The following is an 18,789-nucleotide window of genomic DNA, read 5'->3' on the forward strand; positions in this document are numbered from 1 at the left end:
CCCTGCATCGTCCCCGACAGGAATTACTTCGCCTCCCTCACTGTCTCGCGCGGCGTGGCCGGTTCGTTACGGGGGTCAGCGCAGCGCGTAGCGAATCTGTGGGCGCCCCGCCCGACCGTACTCGGTGTGCCGGGTGAGCACGCCGTCGTCGGCCAGACGTTCGAGATACCGCCAGGCCGTGACCCGGGAGACCCCGATACTGGCCGCCACCTCGGCCGCCGTCAGCGGTCCCGCAGCGTCGCGGACGCAGGCGGAGATGTGGTCGAGTGTCTGTGGTGCAACGCCTTTCGGGGACGCCGCGCGCTCGTCGGAGGTGCGCAGCGCCGACATCGCCCGATCGATGTCGTGCTGACTCAGCGCGTTGCTTCCGGCGGGCAGGGCGTCGCGGAATTCCCGGTACCGCTCGAGTTTGTCGCGGAACGCCGCGAACGTGAACGGTTTCAGGAGATACAACGCAATTCCGCGCGCCACGGCGGTGCGGACCATCTCGAGGTCGCGGGCCGAGGTCACTGCGATCACGTCGGGACTCGGTCGCACGCCGCTCAGTGCCGCCGCCACGTCGAGTCCGCTGGCATCCGGCAGGCCGATGTCGAGCAGGACGAGGTCGATGGGGTCGTCGCTGCCGTTCGCGGCGGCGACCGCGCGCATCGCGCTGTTACCGTCGTGCACTACGGTGTGGACCGAAAAACCCTGAATGCGTTCCACATACGCCCGATGCGCCTCGGCGATGAGTGGTTCGTCCTCGACGATCATCACACGGATCACGAGGCGGCCCCGTCGATCGGGATCTCGACGACGATCATCGATCCGAGCGACGGCTCCGTGTGGATCGTCCCGCCGTGCCGCGCCACCACCTGCGCCACCAGCGCCAGCCCGAGCCCGCGCTGACCCGACTTGGTGGAGTAGCCGCGCGTGACCGCCTTGTCGAGTTCGTCGGCGGGAATACCGGGGCCGCTGTCGGCCACCCGTACCACCATCATCGAATCCTCCTGACGGACGGTCACTTCCACCCACGCATCCTCTCCGGGGGACTCCGTCGCACCGCGGGCGGCGTCGATCGCATTGTCCACGAGATTACCCACCAGCGTGACGAGTTCACGCGCACTGAGCGACGCAACGGGTCCGAGGGCGGTGTCTTCGGTGACGGTCAGGTCGACTCCCCGTTCGGCGGCCACACCCACCTTGCCGAGCAGCAGTGCGGCCAGAGCGGGTTCGTGCACCGCCGTCATCAGGCGGTCGATCAGTTCCTGCGACAACCGCAGATCCTCGGTGGCGAACGCGATCGCGTCGTCGTAGCGGCCCAGTTCGACCATCGTGATGATCGTGTGCAGACGGTTCGCCGATTCGTGGGCCTGCGACCGCAGCGATTCCGCGAATCCGCGCACGGAGTCGAGTTCACCCATGATGCTTTGCAATTCGGTGCGATCGCGCAGTGTCAGCACCGTCCCCAGACGCTGCCCCTCCCACGTCACGGGCTCCCGGCTGACGAGCAGCACGCGGTCGGGGGTCACGTGCACCTCGTCCCGGGAATCGTCGCCCTGCGACTGCCGCAACGACTCCGGCAGCGCAGCCACCGGGACCGGGCCTTCCGGGAGATCGAGGAGGCGGCGCGCTTCGTCGTTCACCACTTCGGCCTTCGCGGAGTCGCCGCTGTCGCGGCCGAGCACCAGCAGGCCCTCGCCGATCGAGTGCAGGACGGCGTCGTGATGTTCGTACATCTGCCGCAGCTCGTCCGGCGCCATCCCCAGTGTCTGACGGCGCAGGCGCCGGCTCAGCAGGAACGAGCCGGCCGCCGACACCGCCAGACCGATCGCGGCGACCGCGAAGATGGTCGGCAGGCTCGCGGCGAACTGGTCGCCGATCTTCTCGCGTGTGACGCCGACGGACACGAGACCCGCGATCCGGTCGCCGTCGTACACCGGGGCCACGGCCCGGATCGACGGTCCCAGCGAGCCGGCATACGTCTCCGTGAACGTCTCCCCGCGGAGCGCGCGCTCGATGTTGCCGGAGAACACGCCGCCGATCAGCTCTGGATTGGTGTGGGTGAAGCGGATGCCGGCGGGCGTCATCACGACGATGAAATCGGTGCCGGTCGCGGCACGGATCCGCTCGGTCTGGGGCTGGAGAACCGCCGTCGGGTCGGGGGACCGCAATGCCTCGACGGTGCCGTCCGACAGCGCGAGCGTGGTCGCGACGGCCGTGACGGCACGTCGGGTGGTCTCGTCGCTGTCGCGACGCTGATCGACGATGGCCAGCGCGGTCCCGGCGCCGATGACCAGCACCAACACGACGAGCTGCAGGAGGAAGAGCTGCCTCGCGACGCTCATGGGACGTCTCGGCGGATGGTGAGGCAATGCATTTCTCCTGAACGTAATGAACACAAACTTCTCCAGCCAAGCGATCGCTTAGAAGATTCTTCCAAGACGTGATCGCGGTCACTAACCGGCCTCACCGATCAGCTTGCCACTCGAATTGGAGGACAATCCCATGAGTACTGCGACAGGGAAGACCAAGAAGCGCGACCGGACACACTGGTTGTACATGGGGGTCATCGTCGCCGTCGTCGCGGGCGTCCTCGTCGGATGGCTGGCTCCGGGAGTCGGCAAGTCGCTCGGCGTGCTCGGCACGATGTTCGTCGACCTCATCAAGATGATGATCAGCCCCGTCATCTTCTGCACGATCGTGCTCGGCATCGGATCGGTGAAGGCCGCAGCCAAGGTCGGCAAGGTCGGCGGACTCGCCCTCACCTACTTCATCGGGATGTCCACGGTCGCGCTCGGCATCGGCCTGGTGGTCGGCAACCTGCTCAACCCGGGCTCCGGCCTGAACATCAGCGCCGACACCGCGGGCACCGGAGCGGCGCTCGCCGAGAAGGCCCACGGCGCCGGCGGCACCATGGACTTCCTCCAGTCGATCATCCCCACGTCGCTGATGTCGGCACTGACCGAGGGAAGCGTGCTGCAGACCCTGTTCGTCGCGCTGCTCGTCGGCTTCGGACTGCAGGCCCTCGGCAAGCAGGGTGAGCCGATCCTGCGCGGTGTCGCCTCCGTGCAGAAGCTCGTCTTCAAGATCCTGTCGATGATCCTGTGGCTCGCACCGATCGGTGCCTTCGGTGCCATCGCGAACGTCGTCGGCCAGACCGGTCTCAGCGCCGTCGTCCAGCTCGCCACGCTCATGCTCGGCTTCTACCTCACCTGCCTGATCTTCGTGTTCGGTGTCCTCGGATCCGTGCTCCGCGTCGTCGCAGGCGTCTCGATCTTCAAGCTGGTCAAGTACCTGGCCCGCGAGTACCTGCTGATCTTCGCCACGTCCTCGTCCGAGTCGGCCCTGCCCCGTCTGATCGCGAAGATGGAACACGTCGGCGTCGAGCGCACCACCGTCGGTGTCGTCGTCCCCACCGGCTACTCGTTCAACCTCGACGGCACGGCCATCTACCTGACCATGGCGTCGATCTTCATCGCCGATGCGATGGGCCAGCCGCTGTCCTTCCCCGAGCAGCTGTCGCTGCTGGTGTTCATGATCATCGCGTCCAAGGGTGCTGCCGGAGTCAGCGGCGCCGGGCTCGCCACCCTCGCGGGCGGCCTGCAGAGCCACCGTCCCGAACTGCTCGACGGCGTCGGCCTCATCGTCGGTATCGACCGGTTCATGTCCGAGGCCCGCGCGGTCACGAACTTCTCCGGCAACGCCGTCGCCACCCTGCTCGTCGGTTCCTGGACCAACACGATCGACAACGAGCGCGTCCGCACCGTCCTCGACGGCAAGCTCCCGTTCGACGAGTCGACGATGGTCGACGACGGCCACGGCGAGGTCGTCGAAGAGCAGGCCACCGAGACCCCTGCCGCCGACGAGCCGCGGGTCCTCGTGAAGAGCTGACACCCACTCCGAAGTAAACCTCTGTGCGCCCGGGCGATTCGAAGCCTGGGCGCACAGAGGTTTGTTGGCTACGTTGGTGCGCATGACGACACCTGTTCAGAACATCGGCATCAACACACTCGGCGGCACCCCGACCTCACTCGGCGAATACGACGGTCGCGCCGTCCTCGTGGTGAACGTCGCCTCGAAGTGTGGACTGACCCCGCAGTACAAGGGCCTCGAGAAGCTCGCCACCGATTACGCCGACCGCGGACTGACCGTGATAGGCGTCCCGTGCAACCAGTTCATGGGTCAAGAGCCCGGCACCGCCGAAGAGATCGAGACCTTCTGCTCCACCACCTACGGCGTCACGTTCCCCCTGCTGGAGAAGATCGAGGTGAACGGCGAGAACCGGCACCCGCTCTACGAGGAACTGACCAAGGCCACCGACGCCGAGGGCGCCGCGGGCGACATCCAGTGGAACTTCGAGAAGTTCCTCGTCGCACCCGACGGCACCGTGGTGAAGCGGTTCCGTCCCCGCACCGAGCCCGACGCCCCCGAGGTCGTCGAGGCCATCGAGGCGGTCCTGCCCAAGTAGTAGGCGCTCCGCGCTCGTGCGCCTTTTCGGTAGCTCCCACTACCGGAAAGGCGCACGAGCTTTGCTCGCTGTTCACGTTCACCTGTCACGCTGAGGACCATGACCGGACAACTGATCGTGTCGGTGTCAGGAATCAAGGACGAGACGCGCGACTTCGCGGCCGCGTTCGCCGAGGAGATGGATGCGCGCGGCGTGCCGCTGTCGCTGCTCGTCGCCCCGCGCCTGAAAGACAAGTATCGACTGGTCAACGACCCTGCGACGCAGGACTGGGTCCGCGCGCGCCGATCCCGCGGCGACGCCGTCGTCCTCCACGGATACGACCAGGCCGCGACCAAACGTCGCCGGGCCGAGTTCGCCTCGCTTCCCGAACACGAGGCGCGGCTGCGACTGCTCGCGGCGGATCGGGTGATGGAACAGACCGGACTGCGCACCAGACTGTTCGCTCCGCCCCGCTGGCTGGCGTCGCAGGGCGCCGTCACGGCACTGCCGTCGGCCGGGTTCCGGCTGCTGGCCGCGATGACCGCCATCCACGACCTCGAACGCGAGACGTCGGTGCGGTCGCGGGTGCTGGGGATCGGCGAGGGATTCCGCGCCGAACCGTGGTGGTGCCGGGCCCTCGTCCTCGGCTCCGGACGGACCGCCAGGCGTGGGGGCGTGGTGCGCCTCGCCGTCACCGCGAAGCAGTTGGGCACGTCGGGACCGCGGCAGGCGATGCTCGACGCCGTCGACCTCGCGCTCTACCATCACGCGCGGCCCCAGGTGTACCGCTGGGAGCCGCGGATCCCGCAGATCGGTGCCGCCTGACCCGTGAGTACTTCTCAACCGCGGGCGGTTAATAAGTACTCACGGGGCCGTCAAGCCACCTCGACGCTCGACTCGCTCGGCATCGTGCGGAACTCGGTGCCCGCGGGAGCCATGTCCGAGTAGCGGCCGTAGAAGATGCCGGTGGCCTCGTTCGCGATGATCGCCTGGTGGATGGGCACCGCGACCCGCGGTGCGACGGCGCGCAGGTAGTCGATGGCCTCGGAGATCTTCAGCCACGGCGCCGCGGCGGGCAGCGCCAGCACGTCGACATTCTGTTCCGGGACGAACAGCGAGTCGCCCGGGTGCATCAGCCGGGCGGGGTTGTCGCCGTCGCCGAGCAGGAACGCCGTGTTGTCGATCACCGGGATGTCGGGGTGGATCACCGCGTGCCTCCCACCGGTGCCGGTGACGTGCACGTCGCCGATGTCGAACTCGTCGCCGGCGTGCACCCCCGTCCACGCGCCGCCGAGTTGGGCCGCGGTCTGCGGGTCCGAGTACAGCGCCGCGCCGGGGTTCGCCTCGACGAGGGCGGGCAGTCGTTGCTGGTCGACGTGGTCGGGGTGCTGGTGGGTGACCAGGATCGCGTCCAGTCCGGTGATGCCCTCGAATCCGTGGGAGAAGTTGCCCGGATCGAAGAGGATGGTGGAACCGTTCAACTCGACGAGGACGCAGCTGTGGCCGAAGTGAGTCAGTCGCATGAAACCGAGTATGCGCCTGCATGCATGGCTCGTCCCGTTCGTCCGATGCGAACCGCAGGCAGGTAGCCCGGTAAACTTCCGGGTGCCCGGTGTTCCACTCTGGGCTCGCGCACTACTACAAGGAGCAGCACGTGGCCCGTGTCGTCGTCGAAGTCATGCCCAAGGCCGAGATTCTCGACCCCCAGGGGCAGGCCATTGTCGGAGCGCTGCCGCGGCTCGGCTTCGCTGGAGTTTCCGATGTCCGTCAGGGCAAGCGGTTCGAGCTCGAGGTCGACGGCAGTGTCGACGACGCTCAGCTCGAGAAGATCGCCGAGGCCCTGCTGGCCAACACGGTGATCGAGGACTGGACTGTGAGGCGCGTCGAAGCATGAGCGCCCGCGTCGGAGTCATCACTTTCCCCGGCACCCTCGACGACGTCGACGCCGCCCGCGCGGTGACCCTCGCCGGCGGCGAGGCCGTGAGCCTGTGGCACGGCGACGCCGACCTCAAGGGTGTCGACGCCGTCATCGTCCCCGGTGGCTTCTCCTACGGCGACTACCTGCGGTGCGGTGCCATCGCACGGTTCGCGCCCGTCATGGGCAAGGTCGTGCAGGCCGCGCAGGGCGGCATGCCCGTCCTCGGTATCTGCAACGGCTTCCAGGTTCTCTGCGAAGCGGGCCTCCTGCCCGGCGCGCTCACCCGCAACGAGGGCCTGCACTTCATCTGCCGCGACGAGTGGCTGAAGGTCGAGGCCACGTCGACGGCGTGGACGTCCCGCTACGAGTCGGGTGCCGAGATCCTCGTCCCGCTCAAGTCCGGCGAGGGCCGCTACCAGGCGTCGGAGAACGTCCTCGACGAACTCGAGGGCGAGGGCCGCGTCGTGTTCCGCTACGTCGGCGACAACCCGAACGGTTCGCAGCGCGGCATCGCGGGCATCTCCTCGGCCAACGGCCGCGTCGTGGGCCTCATGCCGCACCCCGAGCACGCCACCGAGGCCCTCACCGGCCCCAGCGACGACGGGCTCGGCATGTTCTACTCCGTCCTCGACAGCGTCATCTCCGCCTGAGCCGACCGGCACCGTGTGTGGCCGCGGGCCTGCACGGTGCCGGGATCAGACGGCGACGATTCCCTCGCCGTGCTGCGTGATGCCGCGGCGTTCGGACGCGGTGAGCCCGCCCCAGATTCCGAACGGTTCGGTCACGCTCAGGGCGTGGTCCCGGCATTCGACGAGAACGGGGCAGCGCCGGCAGATCGCTTTTGCGCGACGTTCACGGTTGCTGCGGGCGTTTCCCCGCTCGCCGTCGGGATGAAAGAACACGGACGATTCGACGCCGCGGCACAGGGCGTGGATCTGCCAGTCCCAGCTCTCGGTGTTGGGGCTGGGAAGGCGAGTGGATGACGGCATGTCGGCTCCCTCGGAGTGTCGTCGGCACGGAAAAGCGTTGTGGCGCAATATCGATTTCTACTTGACGGCGCGGATCACCACGATCTCTTCGCGGGTCTGGCCGGCCTCGATGAGTCCTCTCCGCTCGAGCATGCCTCTGCGTTCGGCCAGCACCGGTCCGAAGGGGATCTCGGCGCTCGCGGCGACGTCGACCCGCATGTTCTGTTCCTCGAGCATCGTCAGCGTCTTCTCGACTCCGCTGAGGCTGGACTGCGCCAGCAGCAGCACACCACCGGCGACCAGAACGTCGGGAGCCTCGCAACAGATCCGGTCGAGCAGTGCGCGACCGTTCTTTCCCGCGTCCCAGGCCCGCGCCGGACCGCGGTCGGGCACGGCGTCGATCATTGCCGGAACGTACGGCGGGTTGGACACGACGACGTCGAAGCGCTCGTCGCGAACCTGCTCGACGAGATCGCCGTGGATCACCCGGATGCGGTGCCCGCCGACGAGGGAATTGAGTCTGATGCTGATCGCGGCTCGCCTCGACACATCCACCGCGGTCACCCGGCCCGCACCCGCAGCGGCGGCGCGCACGCTCAGCGCACCGGTTCCCGCGCAGAGGTCGAGTACCCGGGAATGGGGTCCGAGATGCTCCGCCGCCAGGACATCGGCCAACAACTGCGTATCGTGTTGCGGGCGATAGACTCCGGGAAGGCGTAGCAGCATCGAAGACTCCTCGGTCGCCGGTCGCATCGTGGTGCGTCCACGGTGTGCCCTCGCGGACCCACCGTGGACGCCGTGCGTCTGATTACTCCACAATTACCCCGCTGGGCGCAGGGCCAATCACGCCGATGCGCTCCGACCGCGGTGGCACGGGTCGGAAGTCGCGCAGATTCCGGGGTGAACTGGCACGATCGACGGGGTGACGTACACCGAGCAGTTGCGTGACCTCGCGGCCCGGCACGGGGTGGCGACGTCGTACCGGGGTTGGGATCAGCAGCGCCGCGACGTGCGTGACGACACACTCCGCAGCGTCCTCGCGGCCCTGGACGTTCCCGCCGCAACGGAGGACGAGGTGCGGCGCGCCCTGTCCGAATGCGACGCGGCACCGTGGCGACGGATGCTGCCGCCCGTCGTCGTCGGCAGGGAAGGGTCCGAGACCCGTTTCGTGGTCCACGTTCCGCACGGCTCGGCGGTGGACGTCACGATCGACACGGAGTCCGGCGGCACGGTCCCGGCACGCCAACTCCAGGTGTGGGTTGATCCGCGGGAGGTCGACGGCGCCCTGGTCGGCCGCGCGACGTTCGTCGTCCCCTCCGACGTTCCGTGCGGGTGGCACACGCTGCGGGCTTCGACCTCGCACACGTCCTCGTCGTGCACGCTCGTGGTGACGCCGGACCGATTGTCGACGTCCGACGCGCTCAGCGACCGCCGACGCTGGGGTGTGCTCACGCAGTTGTACTCGATCCGGTCGCATCGGTCCTGGGGTGTCGGGGACTTCGGCGACCTCGCGGATCTCGCCACGATCTTCGGTTCCGTGCACGGCGCCGACTACGTGCTGGTCAATCCACTGCACGCCGCCCAGCCCCGGCCACCGATCGAAGCGTCGCCGTATCTGCCGACCACGCGCCGCTACGTCAACCCGATGTACATCCGTGTCGAGAACATCCCGGAGACGGCGTACCTCTCGACGCGTCGCCATGCGCGGATGCGCGAGGCCGCAGCGCGATTCGAGCGGGCGAACGACCGGTCCGACCGGATCGATCGCAACCCGTCGTACCGGGCCAAACTCCGCGTGCTCGAACGGGTCTTCCGGATCGAGCGCAGCCCGAGCAGGCAGCACGCGTTCGAGGAGTTCTGCCGCGTCGAGGGCGACGGACTGCGGGACTTCGCGACCTGGTGCGCGCTGACCGAGAAACTGCCGCCCGACGACCCGCGATGGACGACGCAGGCCGGTGCGCCCGACAGCGACTGGGTGCGGGCGCAGCAGCGCAAGCTCGCGCCGCGAATCGAGTTCTACTCGTGGCTGCAATGGGTATGCGACGAGCAGCTTTCCGACGCCCAGGACGCGGCGCGGGCGGCAGGCATGGACATCGGGATCGTGCACGATCTGGCGGTCGGGGTCCAGCGCGGGGGTGCGGACGCGTGGTCGCTGGGAACGGCCCTGGCAGAGGGCATTACCGTCGGCGCTCCCCCCGACGACTTCAATCAGCAGGGTCAGCAATGGAATCAGCCGCCCTGGCGACCGGATCGGCTGGCCGAACTGGGGTATGCCCCGTACCGCGACATGCTGCGCACCGTGCTGAAGCACGCGGGTGGGCTGCGGGTCGATCACATCCTGGGGCTGTTCCGGCTGTGGTGGATCCCCGCCGATGCGGAGTCGCCTGCGGACGGAACGTACGTCTCCTACGACCACGAGGCTCTCGTCGGAATCCTCGCGCTCGAGGCGGAGCGGGCGGGCGCCGTGGTGATCGGTGAGGACCTCGGGGTTTTCGAACCCGAGGTCCAGGACTACCTCGCCGAGCGCGGAATCCTGGGGACGTCGATCCTGTGGTTCGAGCACGACGGCGAGCGGCCGACACCGCCGGAGCAGTACCGGACCCTGTGCCTGACATCCGTTACCACGCATGATCTTCCGCCGACCGCCGGATACCTGGCCGGCGAACACATCGAATTGCGCTCGCGGCTCGGGCTCCTCGAACGCGACCTCGAACTCGAGAAGGAACACGACGCCCGGCAGCGTGAGGCCGTACTGCAATTGGCGCGCGACCGCGGACTGCTGGCCGACGACGCGTCGATACCCGACACCGTGAAGGCGTTGTACCGGCTGATCAACCGCAGCCCGTCGCTGCTGACGGGTGTCGCGCTCGCCGATCTGGTGGGGGAGTACCGCGTCCAGAATCAGCCGGGCACCGACGAGGCCCAGTATTCGAATTGGAAGATTCCCCTCGCCGACGCGGCGGGGCGTGCCGTACACGTCGAGGACCTGGCGGACGGCGATTTCGGGTTCGTGGGCAGCGCCCGCTGATCCCGGTCGTCAGGGTGCGAGGGCGCGCATCGCCAGGTCGACGACGGCGTCCGCGTGGTCGTGGGTGAGGGGATGGGCTCCGCTCTGCCAGCGGTAGAACATCGGCGCCATGAACAACTCGAACGCGAGGGTGAGGTCGACGTCGGGCCGCACCTGCCCGGCGTCCTGCGCGGAACGGAACCGCGCCGCGACGAACTCGAACTGCGGCCGGTAGATCCGCTCGACGATCTGTTCCTGCAGCGCGGGGTCCTGCAGCGATTCGATCGACAGCGCCCGGAACAGCGGTTCGAAATCAGGTGAGGTGAACTCGTCGACCGTGGCCCGCAGGACCAGGCGCATGTCGGCGGCGAGGTCGCCGGTGTCCGGCAGGGCCATGGCCTCCTGTGCCCCGGCCGCATTCTGTTCGTGCAGGGCGTCCACGACGAGTGCGCCCTTGGATCGCCACCACCGGTAGATGGTCTGTTTGCCGACCTTGGCGCGCGCGGCGATGCCTTCGATGCTGATCTTCCCGTAGGGCTGTTCGCGGATCAGTTCCTGCGTGGCCTGCAGGATCGCAGCGCGGGACCGTTCGGAACGGCGGGGAGTGTCGGCGGACGGCATGAACGGATCGTAGACCAGACGAGACGTATCGTCTTGACTCGACTGGAGTCGCGGGTCACTCTGTAGCGAGACGGACCGTTCCGTATCGGAAAGGATGAAGATGACCCGCTCACACATCGCCATGGTCAGCATTCCGGCGCCCGGGCACGTCAACCCGAGCCTGGAGATTCTCCGCGAACTCGTCACGCGTGGTCACCGCGTGACATACGCCAACGACGCCGCCGTGAAGGACGTCGTCGAGGGCATCGGAGCGGAGTTCACGGAGTACGCCTCGACGTTGCCGCGCGTGAACACCGCGGGTGCGACGGAGGAGTCCGGGAAGTCCTGGGACGGTGACACCATCGATCAGCTCACACTGTTCCAGGCCGAGTACGAGTCGATGCTGCCCCAACTGCGGGCGCTGTACGAGGACGACCGCCCCGACCTGTTCCTGTACGACATCGCGGGAGGACCCGCCCGCGTCCTCGCCGAGGAATGGGGCGTGCCGATCGTGCAATTGTCGCCGACGTACGTCGCGTGGGAGGGCTACGAGGACGACATGAAGTCGTTCGTGGACACGATGCGGGCGGACCCACGCGGGGCGGCGCTGTACGAGCGGCAGGGGAAGTTGCTGCGGGACAACGGTGTCGAGACGGACCCGGACGAGTTCTACGGGCGCCCGGCGCGGGCGGTCGTGCTGATCGCGAAATCGATGCAGCCCAACGCCGACCGGGTGAACGAGGACGTCTACACGTTCGTCGGACCGGCTCTGCCCACCCGGCGGCCCGCCGACGGCCGGTGGCAGCGCCCGGCAGGCGCGGGGAAGGTGCTGCTCGTCTCGCTCGGCACTGCGTTCACCGATCACGCCGACTTCTACCGGCGCTGCATCGAGGCGTTCGGCGACCTCGACGGCTGGCACGTCGTCCTGCAGATCGGACAGCACGTCGACGTCGCCGAACTCGGGACCGTGCCCGGCAACGTCGACGTCCACCGGTGGGTGCCCCAGTTCGACATCCTCGGGCAGGCCGACGCGTTCCTCACCCACGCCGGCATGGGCGGGTCCAGCGAAGGAATGTTCACGGGAACGCCGATGATCGCCGCGCCGCAGGCCACCGACCAGTTCGAGAACGCCGACGCGCTCGTCGCCGCGGGAGTCGCGGTGCGAGTGGACAGTTCGGACGTGTCGGCAGCCGAGTTGCGGGACGCCCTCACGCACGTCGCCGCCGAGCCGGTCCGGCGCCGCAGCGCGGAGCTCGCCGCCGAGTTGCGTTCTGCGGGTGGAGTGGACGCCGCCGTGAGGGTGATCGAGGAGTTCTTCTGAAGCCACGAAACGTGTCGGTGGTCACGTCTACTCTGCGGGCATGGCACTCACACTCGGCATGATCACGTTCGACACCACGGATCCGGGGCCGCTCGCGAAATGGTGGGCGAAGCAGACGGCGGGCACGATCGAGCAGGAGAACGACGGCTGGTTCTACGTCGTCGTCCTACCGGATTCCGCGCAGAAGCTGGCGTTCCAGAAGGTCGGCGACCCCACTCCGGGAAAGAACCGCATCCACCTCGACCTGGCGTCCGACGACCTCGACGGCGAGGTGGGCAGGCTGAGTGCCGAGGGCGCGACGGAGGTCGCGCAGCACGAGATGGGCGATTTCCGATGGGTCACGCTCGCCGATCCCGACGGCAACCAGTTTTGCGTCTCGGGTCCCCACACGTAACAGCGGGTCCTGCATGATTGACCCCATGCCTTCCACTACGTGGGCCGACGCCCAGGGACTCTGCACCTTCGTCGATGCATCACCGTCGCCCTTCCATGTGTGCGCGACGGTGTCGATGTTGCTGACCGGCAACGGTTTCACCGAGTTGCACGAGACCGACTCGTGGCCCGGCGAGCCCGGCCGGTACTTCCTGGTGCGCGGCGGTTCCCTCATCGCGTGGAGTACCGACGGGCTGGGCCGGACGGCGCCGTTCCGCATCGTAGGCGGGCACACCGACAGCCCGAACCTGCGCGTCAAGCAGCACCCGGACCTGTCGTCGGCAGGGTGGCAGCTGGTGGGTCTCGAACCGTACGGCGGCGCGTGGCTCAACTCGTGGCTCGACCGCGACCTGGGCATCTCCGGGCGGCTGAGCGTGCGGGCCGGCAACGCGGTCGAGGAGAAACTCGTCCGCGTCGACGAACCGATCCTGCGCGTCCCGCAGCTGGCGATCCACCTGTCCGAGGACCGCAAGGGCGTCCACCTCGATCCGCAGCGCCACCTCAACGGGGTGTGGGGCGTGGGGTCCGAACGCCGCTCGTTCATCGACTTCGTGGCCGACCGGGCAGAGGTGCCCGCCGACGCGGTGCTCGGGTGGGAACTGATGACCCACGATCTCGCGCCCAGCACCCTCGTCGGAACGGGACAGGACCTTGTCAGCGCGCCGCGACTCGACAACCAGGGCACCTGCTACGCGGGCACCCACGCGCTGCTGGCGGCGGCCGAGAACCCCGGTGACCGGGTGCCGGTGCTCGCGCTGTTCGACCACGAGGAGGTGGGGAGCATGTCCGATCGGGGCGCGTTCTCCGATCTGCTGAGCACCGTCCTCGAGCGCATCGTCCTCGGCCGTGGCGGTGGTCGCGAAGAATTCCTGCAGACGATGGCCGGATCGATCTGCGCCTCCGGGGACATGGCGCACGCGACCCACCCCAACTACCCGGAGCGGCACGAGCCCGCACACCACATCGCCGTCAACGGGGGACCGGTGCTCAAGGTCAACCAGAACCTGCGCTACGCCACCGACGCGGCCGGAGCCGGTGCGTTCGCCCTCGCCTGCGACCAGGCCGGCGTGCCGCTGCAGCGGTACGTGCACCGGGCCGACCTGCCGTGCGGTTCGACCATCGGCCCGATCACCGCGTCCAGGACCGGGCTGAGCACCGTCGACGTGGGTGCTGCCCAGCTCGGAATGCACTCGTCGCGGGAGCTGATGGGCGCCCGTGACGTGCGTGCCTACTCCGACGCGCTTGCGGCCTTCCTCACACCGACGGCGTGAGGAAGCGGGGCGAGGAGCGCCAGGTCCGTACCGGAACGAGCCGCCGGATAGACTGACGTACGGCTCGTCGCCACCCGGCTTGCGCCGACCGTGACTCCCGGCTTGCCTCTCTTGACTCCCGTAGGGAAGGGACCCCACCTCCAGTGTCAGCACACCCGGTCGATACCGTCACCGCCGCCACCGCGACCCCCGACGTCGCACAGCCCTTCAAGGAACTGGGGCTGAAGGACGACGAGTACGCCCGCATCAAGGAGATCCTGGGCCGCCGCCCCACCGAGGCCGAGCTGGCGATGTACTCGGTGATGTGGAGCGAGCACTGCTCCTACAAGTCGTCCAAGGTGCACCTGAAGTACTTCGGTGAGACCACGACCGACGAGATGCGTTCCTCGATGCTCGCGGGCATCGGCGAGAACGCCGGCGTCGTCGACATCGGCGACGGCTGGGCCGTCACGTTCAAGGTCGAGAGCCACAACCACCCCTCCTACGTGGAGCCCTACCAGGGTGCGGCCACCGGCGTCGGCGGCATCGTCCGCGACATCATGGCCATGGGTGCACGGCCCATCGCCGTCATGGACCAGCTGCGCTTCGGTGCGGCGGACGCCCCCGACACCCGACGCGTCGTCGACGGTGTGGTGCGCGGTGTCGGCGGCTACGGCAACTCGCTCGGCCTCCCGAACGTCGGCGGCGAGACCGTGTTCGACGAGTCGTACGCCGGTAACCCCCTGGTCAACGCTCTGTGTGCCGGCGCGATGCGCGTCGAGGACCTGCACCTCGCGTTCGCATCCGGTGCCGGCAACAAGATCATCCTGTTCGGTGCGCGCACCGGCCTCGACGGCATCGGCGGCGTGTCCGTCCTCGCGTCGGAGACGTTCGACGGTGATGAATCGGGTACCGGCAGGAAGAAGCTTCCGGCGGTGCAGGTGGGTGACCCGTTCACCGAGAAGGTGCTCATCGAGTGCTGTCTGGAGCTGTACGCCGCGAAGCTCGTGGTCGGTATCCAGGACCTCGGCGGCGCCGGCCTGTCCTGCGCCACGTCCGAGCTCGCCGCGGCCGGCGACGGCGGCATGCACATCAACCTCGAGCAGGTTCCGATGCGCGCCACCGGCATGACCGCGGCCGAGGTGCTGTCCAGCGAGTCCCAGGAACGCATGTGCGCGGTCGTCACCCCCGACAACGTCGACGCGTTCATGGAGGTCTGCAAGAAGTGGGACGTCCTCGCCACCGTCATCGGTGAGGTCACCGACGGCGAGCGGCTCACCATCTCCTGGCACGGCGAGACCGTCGTCGACGTGCCGCCGCGCACCGTCGCCCACGAGGGTCCCGTGTACGAGCGTCCCGTGCAGCGTCCCGCGAGCCAGGACGCCCTCGTCGCCAACACCACCGCCGGACTGACGCGTCCCGAATCGGCCGACGAACTGAAGGCCACCCTGCTGAAGATGCTCGCGTCCCCGGCGCTGTGCAGCCGCAAGTGGATCACCGAGCAGTACGACCGCTACGTGCGCGGCAACACCGTCCTGGCCGAGAACGCCGACTCCGGCGTGATCCGCGTCGACGAGAAGACGGGCCGCGGCATCGCCCTCGCCACCGACGCGTCCGGCCGCTACACGGCGCTCGACCCGTACGCCGGCGCCCAGCTGGCGCTCGCCGAGGCCTTCCGCAACGTCGCCGTCACCGGCGCGACGCCGAAGGCCGTCAGCAACTGCCTGAACTTCGGGTCCCCCGAGGATCCGGGCGTCATGTGGCAGTTCCAGCAGGCCGTCCGCGGCCTGGCGGACGGCTGCGCCAAGCTCGGCATCCCCGTCACCGGCGGCAACGTCAGCTTCTACAACCAGACCGGGTCGACCCCGATCCTGCCCACCCCGGTGGTGGCCGTGCTCGGCGTCATAGACGACGTGCACCGTCGCATCCCCACCGGTCTCGGACTGGAACCGGGCGAAACGCTGATCCTGCTCGGCGACACCCGCGACGAGTTCGACGGGTCCATCTGGTCGCAGGTCGAGCACGGCCACCTCGGCGGCGTGCCGCCGAAGGTCGACCTCGAGCGGGAGCAGTTGCTGGCCGACATCCTCCTCGCGGCGTCCCGCGACGGACTGGTGTCCGCGGCGCACGACCTGTCCGAAGGCGGTCTCGCACAGACCGTCGTCGAGGCCGCGCTGGCCGGGGAGACGGGCTGCCGCATCTTGCTTCCCGACGACGCCGATCCGTTCGTCACCCTGTTCTCCGAGTCGTCGGGCCGCGTGCTCGTCGCGGTCCCGCGCACCGAGGAAACTCGCTTTACCGGTATGTGCACGGCCCGTAATCTCCCGTGGGTGCGCATCGGTGTGGTGGACGAGGGGTCCGATTCCGTCGAGGTCCAGGGCCAGTTCTCGGTCTCGCTGGCCGAGCTGCGCACGACGTTCGAGGGAACTCTGCCGGCATTGTTCGGGTGATGAATGGTCGAATCGGGGGCATTGGAGAGGGTTGACAGGGGGCCGCGGGAATTCTCGCGGCTGGTTGATCCTGCACTCCTCCACGGTCCCCGACTCGACCGGGCCTGGCGTTTACTTCGGCTCGACTTCACCGGTATCGGGTTCGCGACGCTGTTCTTCTGCTGGTCGCTGACGCCGTCGCTGCTGCCCCGCGACTGGCTGTTCCAGGGGCTGATCGGCGGCATCAACGCCGCGATCGGTTACACGGTGGGAACGGTGGTCGGCTGGCTGGTGCGTCGCTACTTCCTGCGGCACCGGTCGTGGTGGCCGCTGCCGGAACCGTGGTCCACCGGCCTGCGCGTCGTCGTGACGGTGACGTGCGTGGTCGTGAGTCTCGTGATGCTCGCGTACTCCGCGGCATGGCAGCGTGAGATCGCCGCGCTGATGGGGGCGGAGGGCACCACCACCACCGGTTACATCCGCACGGGCGGACTGAGTCTGCTGGTGGGCGCCGCGATCATCTCGGTGTGGCGGCTGTTGCGCGAACTGGTGCGGTGGATCGCGGCACGACTCATCCGGCGGTGGCACCTCGCGATCCCGACGGCCACCACCGTCGGCATCCTCATCGTGACGGTGCTGTTCTTCCTGCTCGTCGACGGTGTTCTGATGCGCGGCGTCTACGCAGCCACGAATGCGGCTTTCAGCCTGCAGAATTCGACCACCCGCGACGGCACCGAGCAACCACTCGACCCCGAGAAGTCGGGCAGCCCCGAGTCGCTCGCGCCCTGGGACACCCTCGGGTACGAGGGTCGGAACTTCGTGTCCCGAGGCCTCGACGCCGACGAACTCACGGCAGCCAACGGCACACCGGCCAAGGACCCCATCCGCGTCTACGCCGGGCTGGAGACCGCCGAGGACCCGGACGCGCGCATGGACATCGTCATCGACGAACTCGAGCGGACCGGCGCATTCTCGCGCAAGGTCCTCGTCGTCATCCCCACCACCGGCACCGGCTGGGTCAATCCGACTGCGGCGCAGGCGATCGAGCTGGTCCACAACGGTGACACGGCATTGGTGGCCAGCCAGTACTCGTTCCTGCCGAGCTGGATCTCGTTCCTCGCCGACCGCGAGAAGGCCGCGGAGGCGGGGAAGAAACTGATCGACCGCGTGCACGAGCGGTGGTTGCAGGAACCCGAGGCGACGCGCCCCAAACTGCTGGTCTACGGCGAAAGTCTCGGCACCCAGGCGGGGGAGGGCGCCTTCGGCACGCTGAGCGACATCCGGCAGACCGTCGACGGCGTGTTGTGGGTCGGGCCGCCCAACTCGAACCGCCTGTGGGGGCAGCTGATCCAGCGCCGCGACCCCGGCACGCCCGAGGTGGATCCCGAGTACGCGGCGGGTCTGGTGGTGCGGTTCGCCGACGACTCCGCCGACATGGTCGAGGAAACCGGCGAGTGGCTGTCACCGCGCATCCTGTACGTGCAGCACCCGTCCGATCCCGTCGTGTGGTGGTCGCCCGACCTGGCATTCACCCGCCCCGACTGGTTGAAGGAACCACCGGGCGAGGATCGTTCACCGTCCATGAAATGGTTTCCGTTCGTGACGTTCTGGCAGGTCTCCGCCGACCTCACCAACGCCGCAGGCGTGCCGGACGGGCACGGCCACAATTACGGGACTCTCGTCCTCGACGGCTGGATCACGGTCGCCCAGCCCGAGGGATGGACGCCCGTCGACACCGAACGCGTCCGGTCCACTCTCGAATCCCTCTCCGGGACAGAGGGCCCGGAGAAGTGAGCAGGCTCGCCTCCGTTGCCGGCGCGGCGGCGGCCGTGCTGTGGAGCAACGTGGTGCTGCCCGGTTCGGGGCTCGGCCCGTACGGGCGGGCGGTCGCGGGAGGCGCGCTCGGGCTGTCGGTCGTGGGAGCAGCACGCGCCGCGGGTTATGGCATCGACGAACTCGGCCTGTCCGCGTCGAAGGCCCGGTCCGGGTTGCGGTACGGCGCCCTGGCGTCGGTGATCCCACTCGCCGGATACGCGATCACGCTGAGTGTGCCCGCACTGCGCAGGCGTGTGCCGACCGGCGACGACGTCACCGATTTCGCCGGCTGGGTGGGGTTCCGGATTCCGGTGGGGACCGTGGCGCACGAGGAACTGCTGTTCCGCAGCGTCCTGTCCGCGATGCTGCGACGGGCCTGGCCACCTGCGACGGCCCACGCCCTGCACGCCGCCACGTTCGGGCTGTGGCACGTGCGCGCGGCCCGGATCGCCGGTGACGGCGTCGCCGCGAGCGTGCTGCTCACCGGCTGCTCCGCGTGGCTGTTCGAGTGGGCGCGTCGACGCAGCGGCAGCGTCGTAGCCCCTGCACTGCTGCACCTTTCGATCAACGTCGGTGGGGCGGTTGCCGCCGAACTCGTGCGGGCCCGCACAGTAGATTGA

General features: G+C 68.5%; 18 protein-coding genes. 12 read left to right on the forward strand and 6 right to left on the reverse strand.

The features are described from left to right. Positions 1–75: 75 nt before the first annotated feature. Positions 76–765: a response regulator gene (locus RHA1_RS23540; protein ID WP_011597133.1), complete on the reverse strand. Its 690-nt coding sequence runs from the start codon at positions 763–765 to the stop codon at positions 76–78. Beyond that, the gene (locus tag RHA1_RS23545) at positions 762–2,327 is read right to left on the reverse strand and encodes a sensor histidine kinase (protein WP_009477887.1); all 1,566 of its coding nucleotides are present in this window, start codon (positions 2,325–2,327) and stop codon (positions 762–764) included. The genes RHA1_RS23540 and RHA1_RS23545 overlap by 4 nt, the downstream gene beginning before the upstream one ends. A 160-nt stretch (positions 2,328–2,487) precedes the next feature. On the opposite strand from RHA1_RS23545, the gene RHA1_RS23550 reads away from it, so the two are divergent. The 3 genes from RHA1_RS23550 (at position 2,488) to RHA1_RS23560 (ending at position 5,254) form a co-directional block, all read left to right on the forward strand. Beyond that, entirely contained in the window at positions 2,488–3,873 is a 1,386-nt protein-coding gene (locus RHA1_RS23550; RefSeq protein ID WP_011597135.1) for a C4-dicarboxylate transporter DctA, read from the forward strand. Between the two features lie 82 nt (positions 3,874–3,955). Then, on the forward strand, positions 3,956–4,450 hold the full coding sequence (locus RHA1_RS23555) for a glutathione peroxidase (protein ID WP_050787513.1): 495 nt from the start codon (positions 3,956–3,958) through the stop codon (positions 4,448–4,450). 99 nt (positions 4,451–4,549) lie between these two features. Next, the gene (locus tag RHA1_RS23560; RefSeq protein WP_011597137.1) at positions 4,550–5,254 is read left to right on the forward strand and encodes a DUF2334 domain-containing protein; all 705 of its coding nucleotides are present in this window, start codon (positions 4,550–4,552) and stop codon (positions 5,252–5,254) included. Positions 5,255–5,304: 50 nt separating this feature from the next. Here the strand turns inward: RHA1_RS23560 and RHA1_RS23565 are convergent, their stop codons facing one another. Further along, positions 5,305–5,952 (reverse strand): MBL fold metallo-hydrolase, encoded by a 648-nt coding sequence (locus RHA1_RS23565; protein WP_011597138.1) that lies wholly within the window; start codon positions 5,950–5,952, stop codon positions 5,305–5,307. A 131-nt stretch (positions 5,953–6,083) separates the two neighbouring features. Here RHA1_RS23565 and purS point away from each other — a divergent pair, with 131 nt between their 5' ends. After that, entirely contained in the window at positions 6,084–6,323 is a 240-nt protein-coding gene (gene purS / locus RHA1_RS23570; protein WP_005244409.1) for a phosphoribosylformylglycinamidine synthase subunit PurS, read from the forward strand. Continuing rightward, positions 6,320–6,997: a phosphoribosylformylglycinamidine synthase subunit PurQ gene (purQ, locus tag RHA1_RS23575; RefSeq protein WP_009477892.1), complete on the forward strand. Its 678-nt coding sequence runs from the start codon at positions 6,320–6,322 to the stop codon at positions 6,995–6,997. Before purS ends, purQ begins: the two co-directional genes overlap by 4 nt. Positions 6,998–7,042: 45 nt before the next feature. Here the strand turns inward: purQ and RHA1_RS23580 are convergent, their stop codons facing one another. Together RHA1_RS23580 and RHA1_RS23585 are read right to left on the reverse strand one after the other, a co-directional pair. Further along, entirely contained in the window at positions 7,043–7,336 is a 294-nt protein-coding gene (locus tag RHA1_RS23580) for a WhiB family transcriptional regulator (RefSeq protein WP_009477893.1), read from the reverse strand. A 57-nt stretch (positions 7,337–7,393) separates the two neighbouring features. Then, positions 7,394–8,041, reverse strand: a complete 648-nt coding sequence (locus tag RHA1_RS23585) for a HemK2/MTQ2 family protein methyltransferase (RefSeq protein WP_011597140.1) — start codon at positions 8,039–8,041, stop codon at positions 7,394–7,396. A gap of 196 nt (positions 8,042–8,237) precedes the next feature. On the opposite strand from RHA1_RS23585, the gene malQ reads away from it, so the two are divergent. Further along, the gene (malQ, locus tag RHA1_RS23590) at positions 8,238–10,343 is read left to right on the forward strand and encodes a 4-alpha-glucanotransferase (RefSeq protein ID WP_011597141.1); all 2,106 of its coding nucleotides are present in this window, start codon (positions 8,238–8,240) and stop codon (positions 10,341–10,343) included. Between the two features lie 9 nt (positions 10,344–10,352). On the opposite strand, the gene RHA1_RS23595 is transcribed toward malQ, so the two are convergent. After that, positions 10,353–10,943: a TetR/AcrR family transcriptional regulator gene (locus tag RHA1_RS23595; protein WP_011597142.1), complete on the reverse strand. Its 591-nt coding sequence runs from the start codon at positions 10,941–10,943 to the stop codon at positions 10,353–10,355. Positions 10,944–11,037: 94 nt separating this feature from the next. Here RHA1_RS23595 and RHA1_RS23600 point away from each other — a divergent pair, with 94 nt between their 5' ends. The 6 genes from RHA1_RS23600 to RHA1_RS23625 all read left to right on the forward strand — a co-directional run bounded on the left by RHA1_RS23600 (position 11,038) and on the right by RHA1_RS23625 (position 18,789). Continuing rightward, positions 11,038–12,243 carry a macrolide family glycosyltransferase gene (locus RHA1_RS23600; RefSeq protein ID WP_041811913.1) on the forward strand — a complete coding sequence of 402 codons (1,206 nt, stop codon included), beginning with the start codon at positions 11,038–11,040 and terminating at the stop codon, positions 12,241–12,243. Positions 12,244–12,283: 40 nt separating this feature from the next. Then, the gene (locus RHA1_RS23605) at positions 12,284–12,637 is read left to right on the forward strand and encodes a VOC family protein (RefSeq protein WP_011597144.1); all 354 of its coding nucleotides are present in this window, start codon (positions 12,284–12,286) and stop codon (positions 12,635–12,637) included. Between the two features lie 25 nt (positions 12,638–12,662). Further along, complete coding sequence (locus tag RHA1_RS23610) at positions 12,663–13,946, forward strand: M18 family aminopeptidase (RefSeq protein ID WP_050787365.1); 1,284 nt, start codon at positions 12,663–12,665, stop codon at positions 13,944–13,946. Positions 13,947–14,089: 143 nt separating this feature from the next. Continuing rightward, a complete protein-coding gene (gene purL, locus RHA1_RS23615; protein ID WP_009477899.1) occupies positions 14,090–16,375 on the forward strand; it encodes a phosphoribosylformylglycinamidine synthase subunit PurL in 2,286 nt (761 codons plus the stop codon). A gap of 3 nt (positions 16,376–16,378) precedes the next feature. Further along, entirely contained in the window at positions 16,379–18,148 is a 1,770-nt protein-coding gene (locus RHA1_RS23620; RefSeq protein WP_011597146.1) for an alpha/beta hydrolase, read from the forward strand. Beyond that, on the forward strand, positions 18,145–18,789 hold the full coding sequence (locus RHA1_RS23625; protein WP_011597147.1) for a CPBP family intramembrane glutamic endopeptidase: 645 nt from the start codon (positions 18,145–18,147) through the stop codon (positions 18,787–18,789). Before RHA1_RS23620 ends, RHA1_RS23625 begins: the two co-directional genes overlap by 4 nt.

Source organism: Rhodococcus jostii RHA1 (genome assembly GCF_000014565.1).
GTDB classification, from domain to species: Bacteria; Actinomycetota; Actinomycetes; order Mycobacteriales; family Mycobacteriaceae; genus Rhodococcus_F; species Rhodococcus_F jostii_A.

What these genes read in the sequence shown, in the direction of transcription:
- RHA1_RS23560 (WP_011597137.1), top strand. Translation starts at nt 4,550, where the DNA reads ATGACCGGACAACTGATCGTGTCGGTGTCAGGAATCAAGGACGAGACG.
- RHA1_RS23580 (WP_009477893.1), bottom strand. Translation starts at nt 7,336, where the DNA reads ATGCCGTCATCCACTCGCCTTCCCAGCCCCAACACCGAGAGCTGGGAC.
- RHA1_RS23565 (WP_011597138.1), bottom strand. Translation starts at nt 5,952, where the DNA reads ATGCGACTGACTCACTTCGGCCACAGCTGCGTCCTCGTCGAGTTGAAC.
- RHA1_RS23555 (WP_050787513.1), top strand. Translation starts at nt 3,956, where the DNA reads ATGACGACACCTGTTCAGAACATCGGCATCAACACACTCGGCGGCACC.
- RHA1_RS23605 (WP_011597144.1), top strand. Translation starts at nt 12,284, where the DNA reads ATGGCACTCACACTCGGCATGATCACGTTCGACACCACGGATCCGGGG.
- RHA1_RS23550 (WP_011597135.1), top strand. Translation starts at nt 2,488, where the DNA reads ATGAGTACTGCGACAGGGAAGACCAAGAAGCGCGACCGGACACACTGG.
- RHA1_RS23545 (WP_009477887.1), bottom strand. Translation starts at nt 2,327, where the DNA reads ATGAGCGTCGCGAGGCAGCTCTTCCTCCTGCAGCTCGTCGTGTTGGTG.
- RHA1_RS23595 (WP_011597142.1), bottom strand. Translation starts at nt 10,943, where the DNA reads ATGCCGTCCGCCGACACTCCCCGCCGTTCCGAACGGTCCCGCGCTGCG.
- RHA1_RS23620 (WP_011597146.1), top strand. Translation starts at nt 16,379, where the DNA reads ATGGTCGAATCGGGGGCATTGGAGAGGGTTGACAGGGGGCCGCGGGAA.
- purQ (WP_009477892.1), top strand. Translation starts at nt 6,320, where the DNA reads ATGAGCGCCCGCGTCGGAGTCATCACTTTCCCCGGCACCCTCGACGAC.
- RHA1_RS23585 (WP_011597140.1), bottom strand. Translation starts at nt 8,041, where the DNA reads ATGCTGCTACGCCTTCCCGGAGTCTATCGCCCGCAACACGATACGCAG.
- RHA1_RS23600 (WP_041811913.1), top strand. Translation starts at nt 11,038, where the DNA reads ATGAAGATGACCCGCTCACACATCGCCATGGTCAGCATTCCGGCGCCC.
- RHA1_RS23610 (WP_050787365.1), top strand. Translation starts at nt 12,663, where the DNA reads ATGCCTTCCACTACGTGGGCCGACGCCCAGGGACTCTGCACCTTCGTC.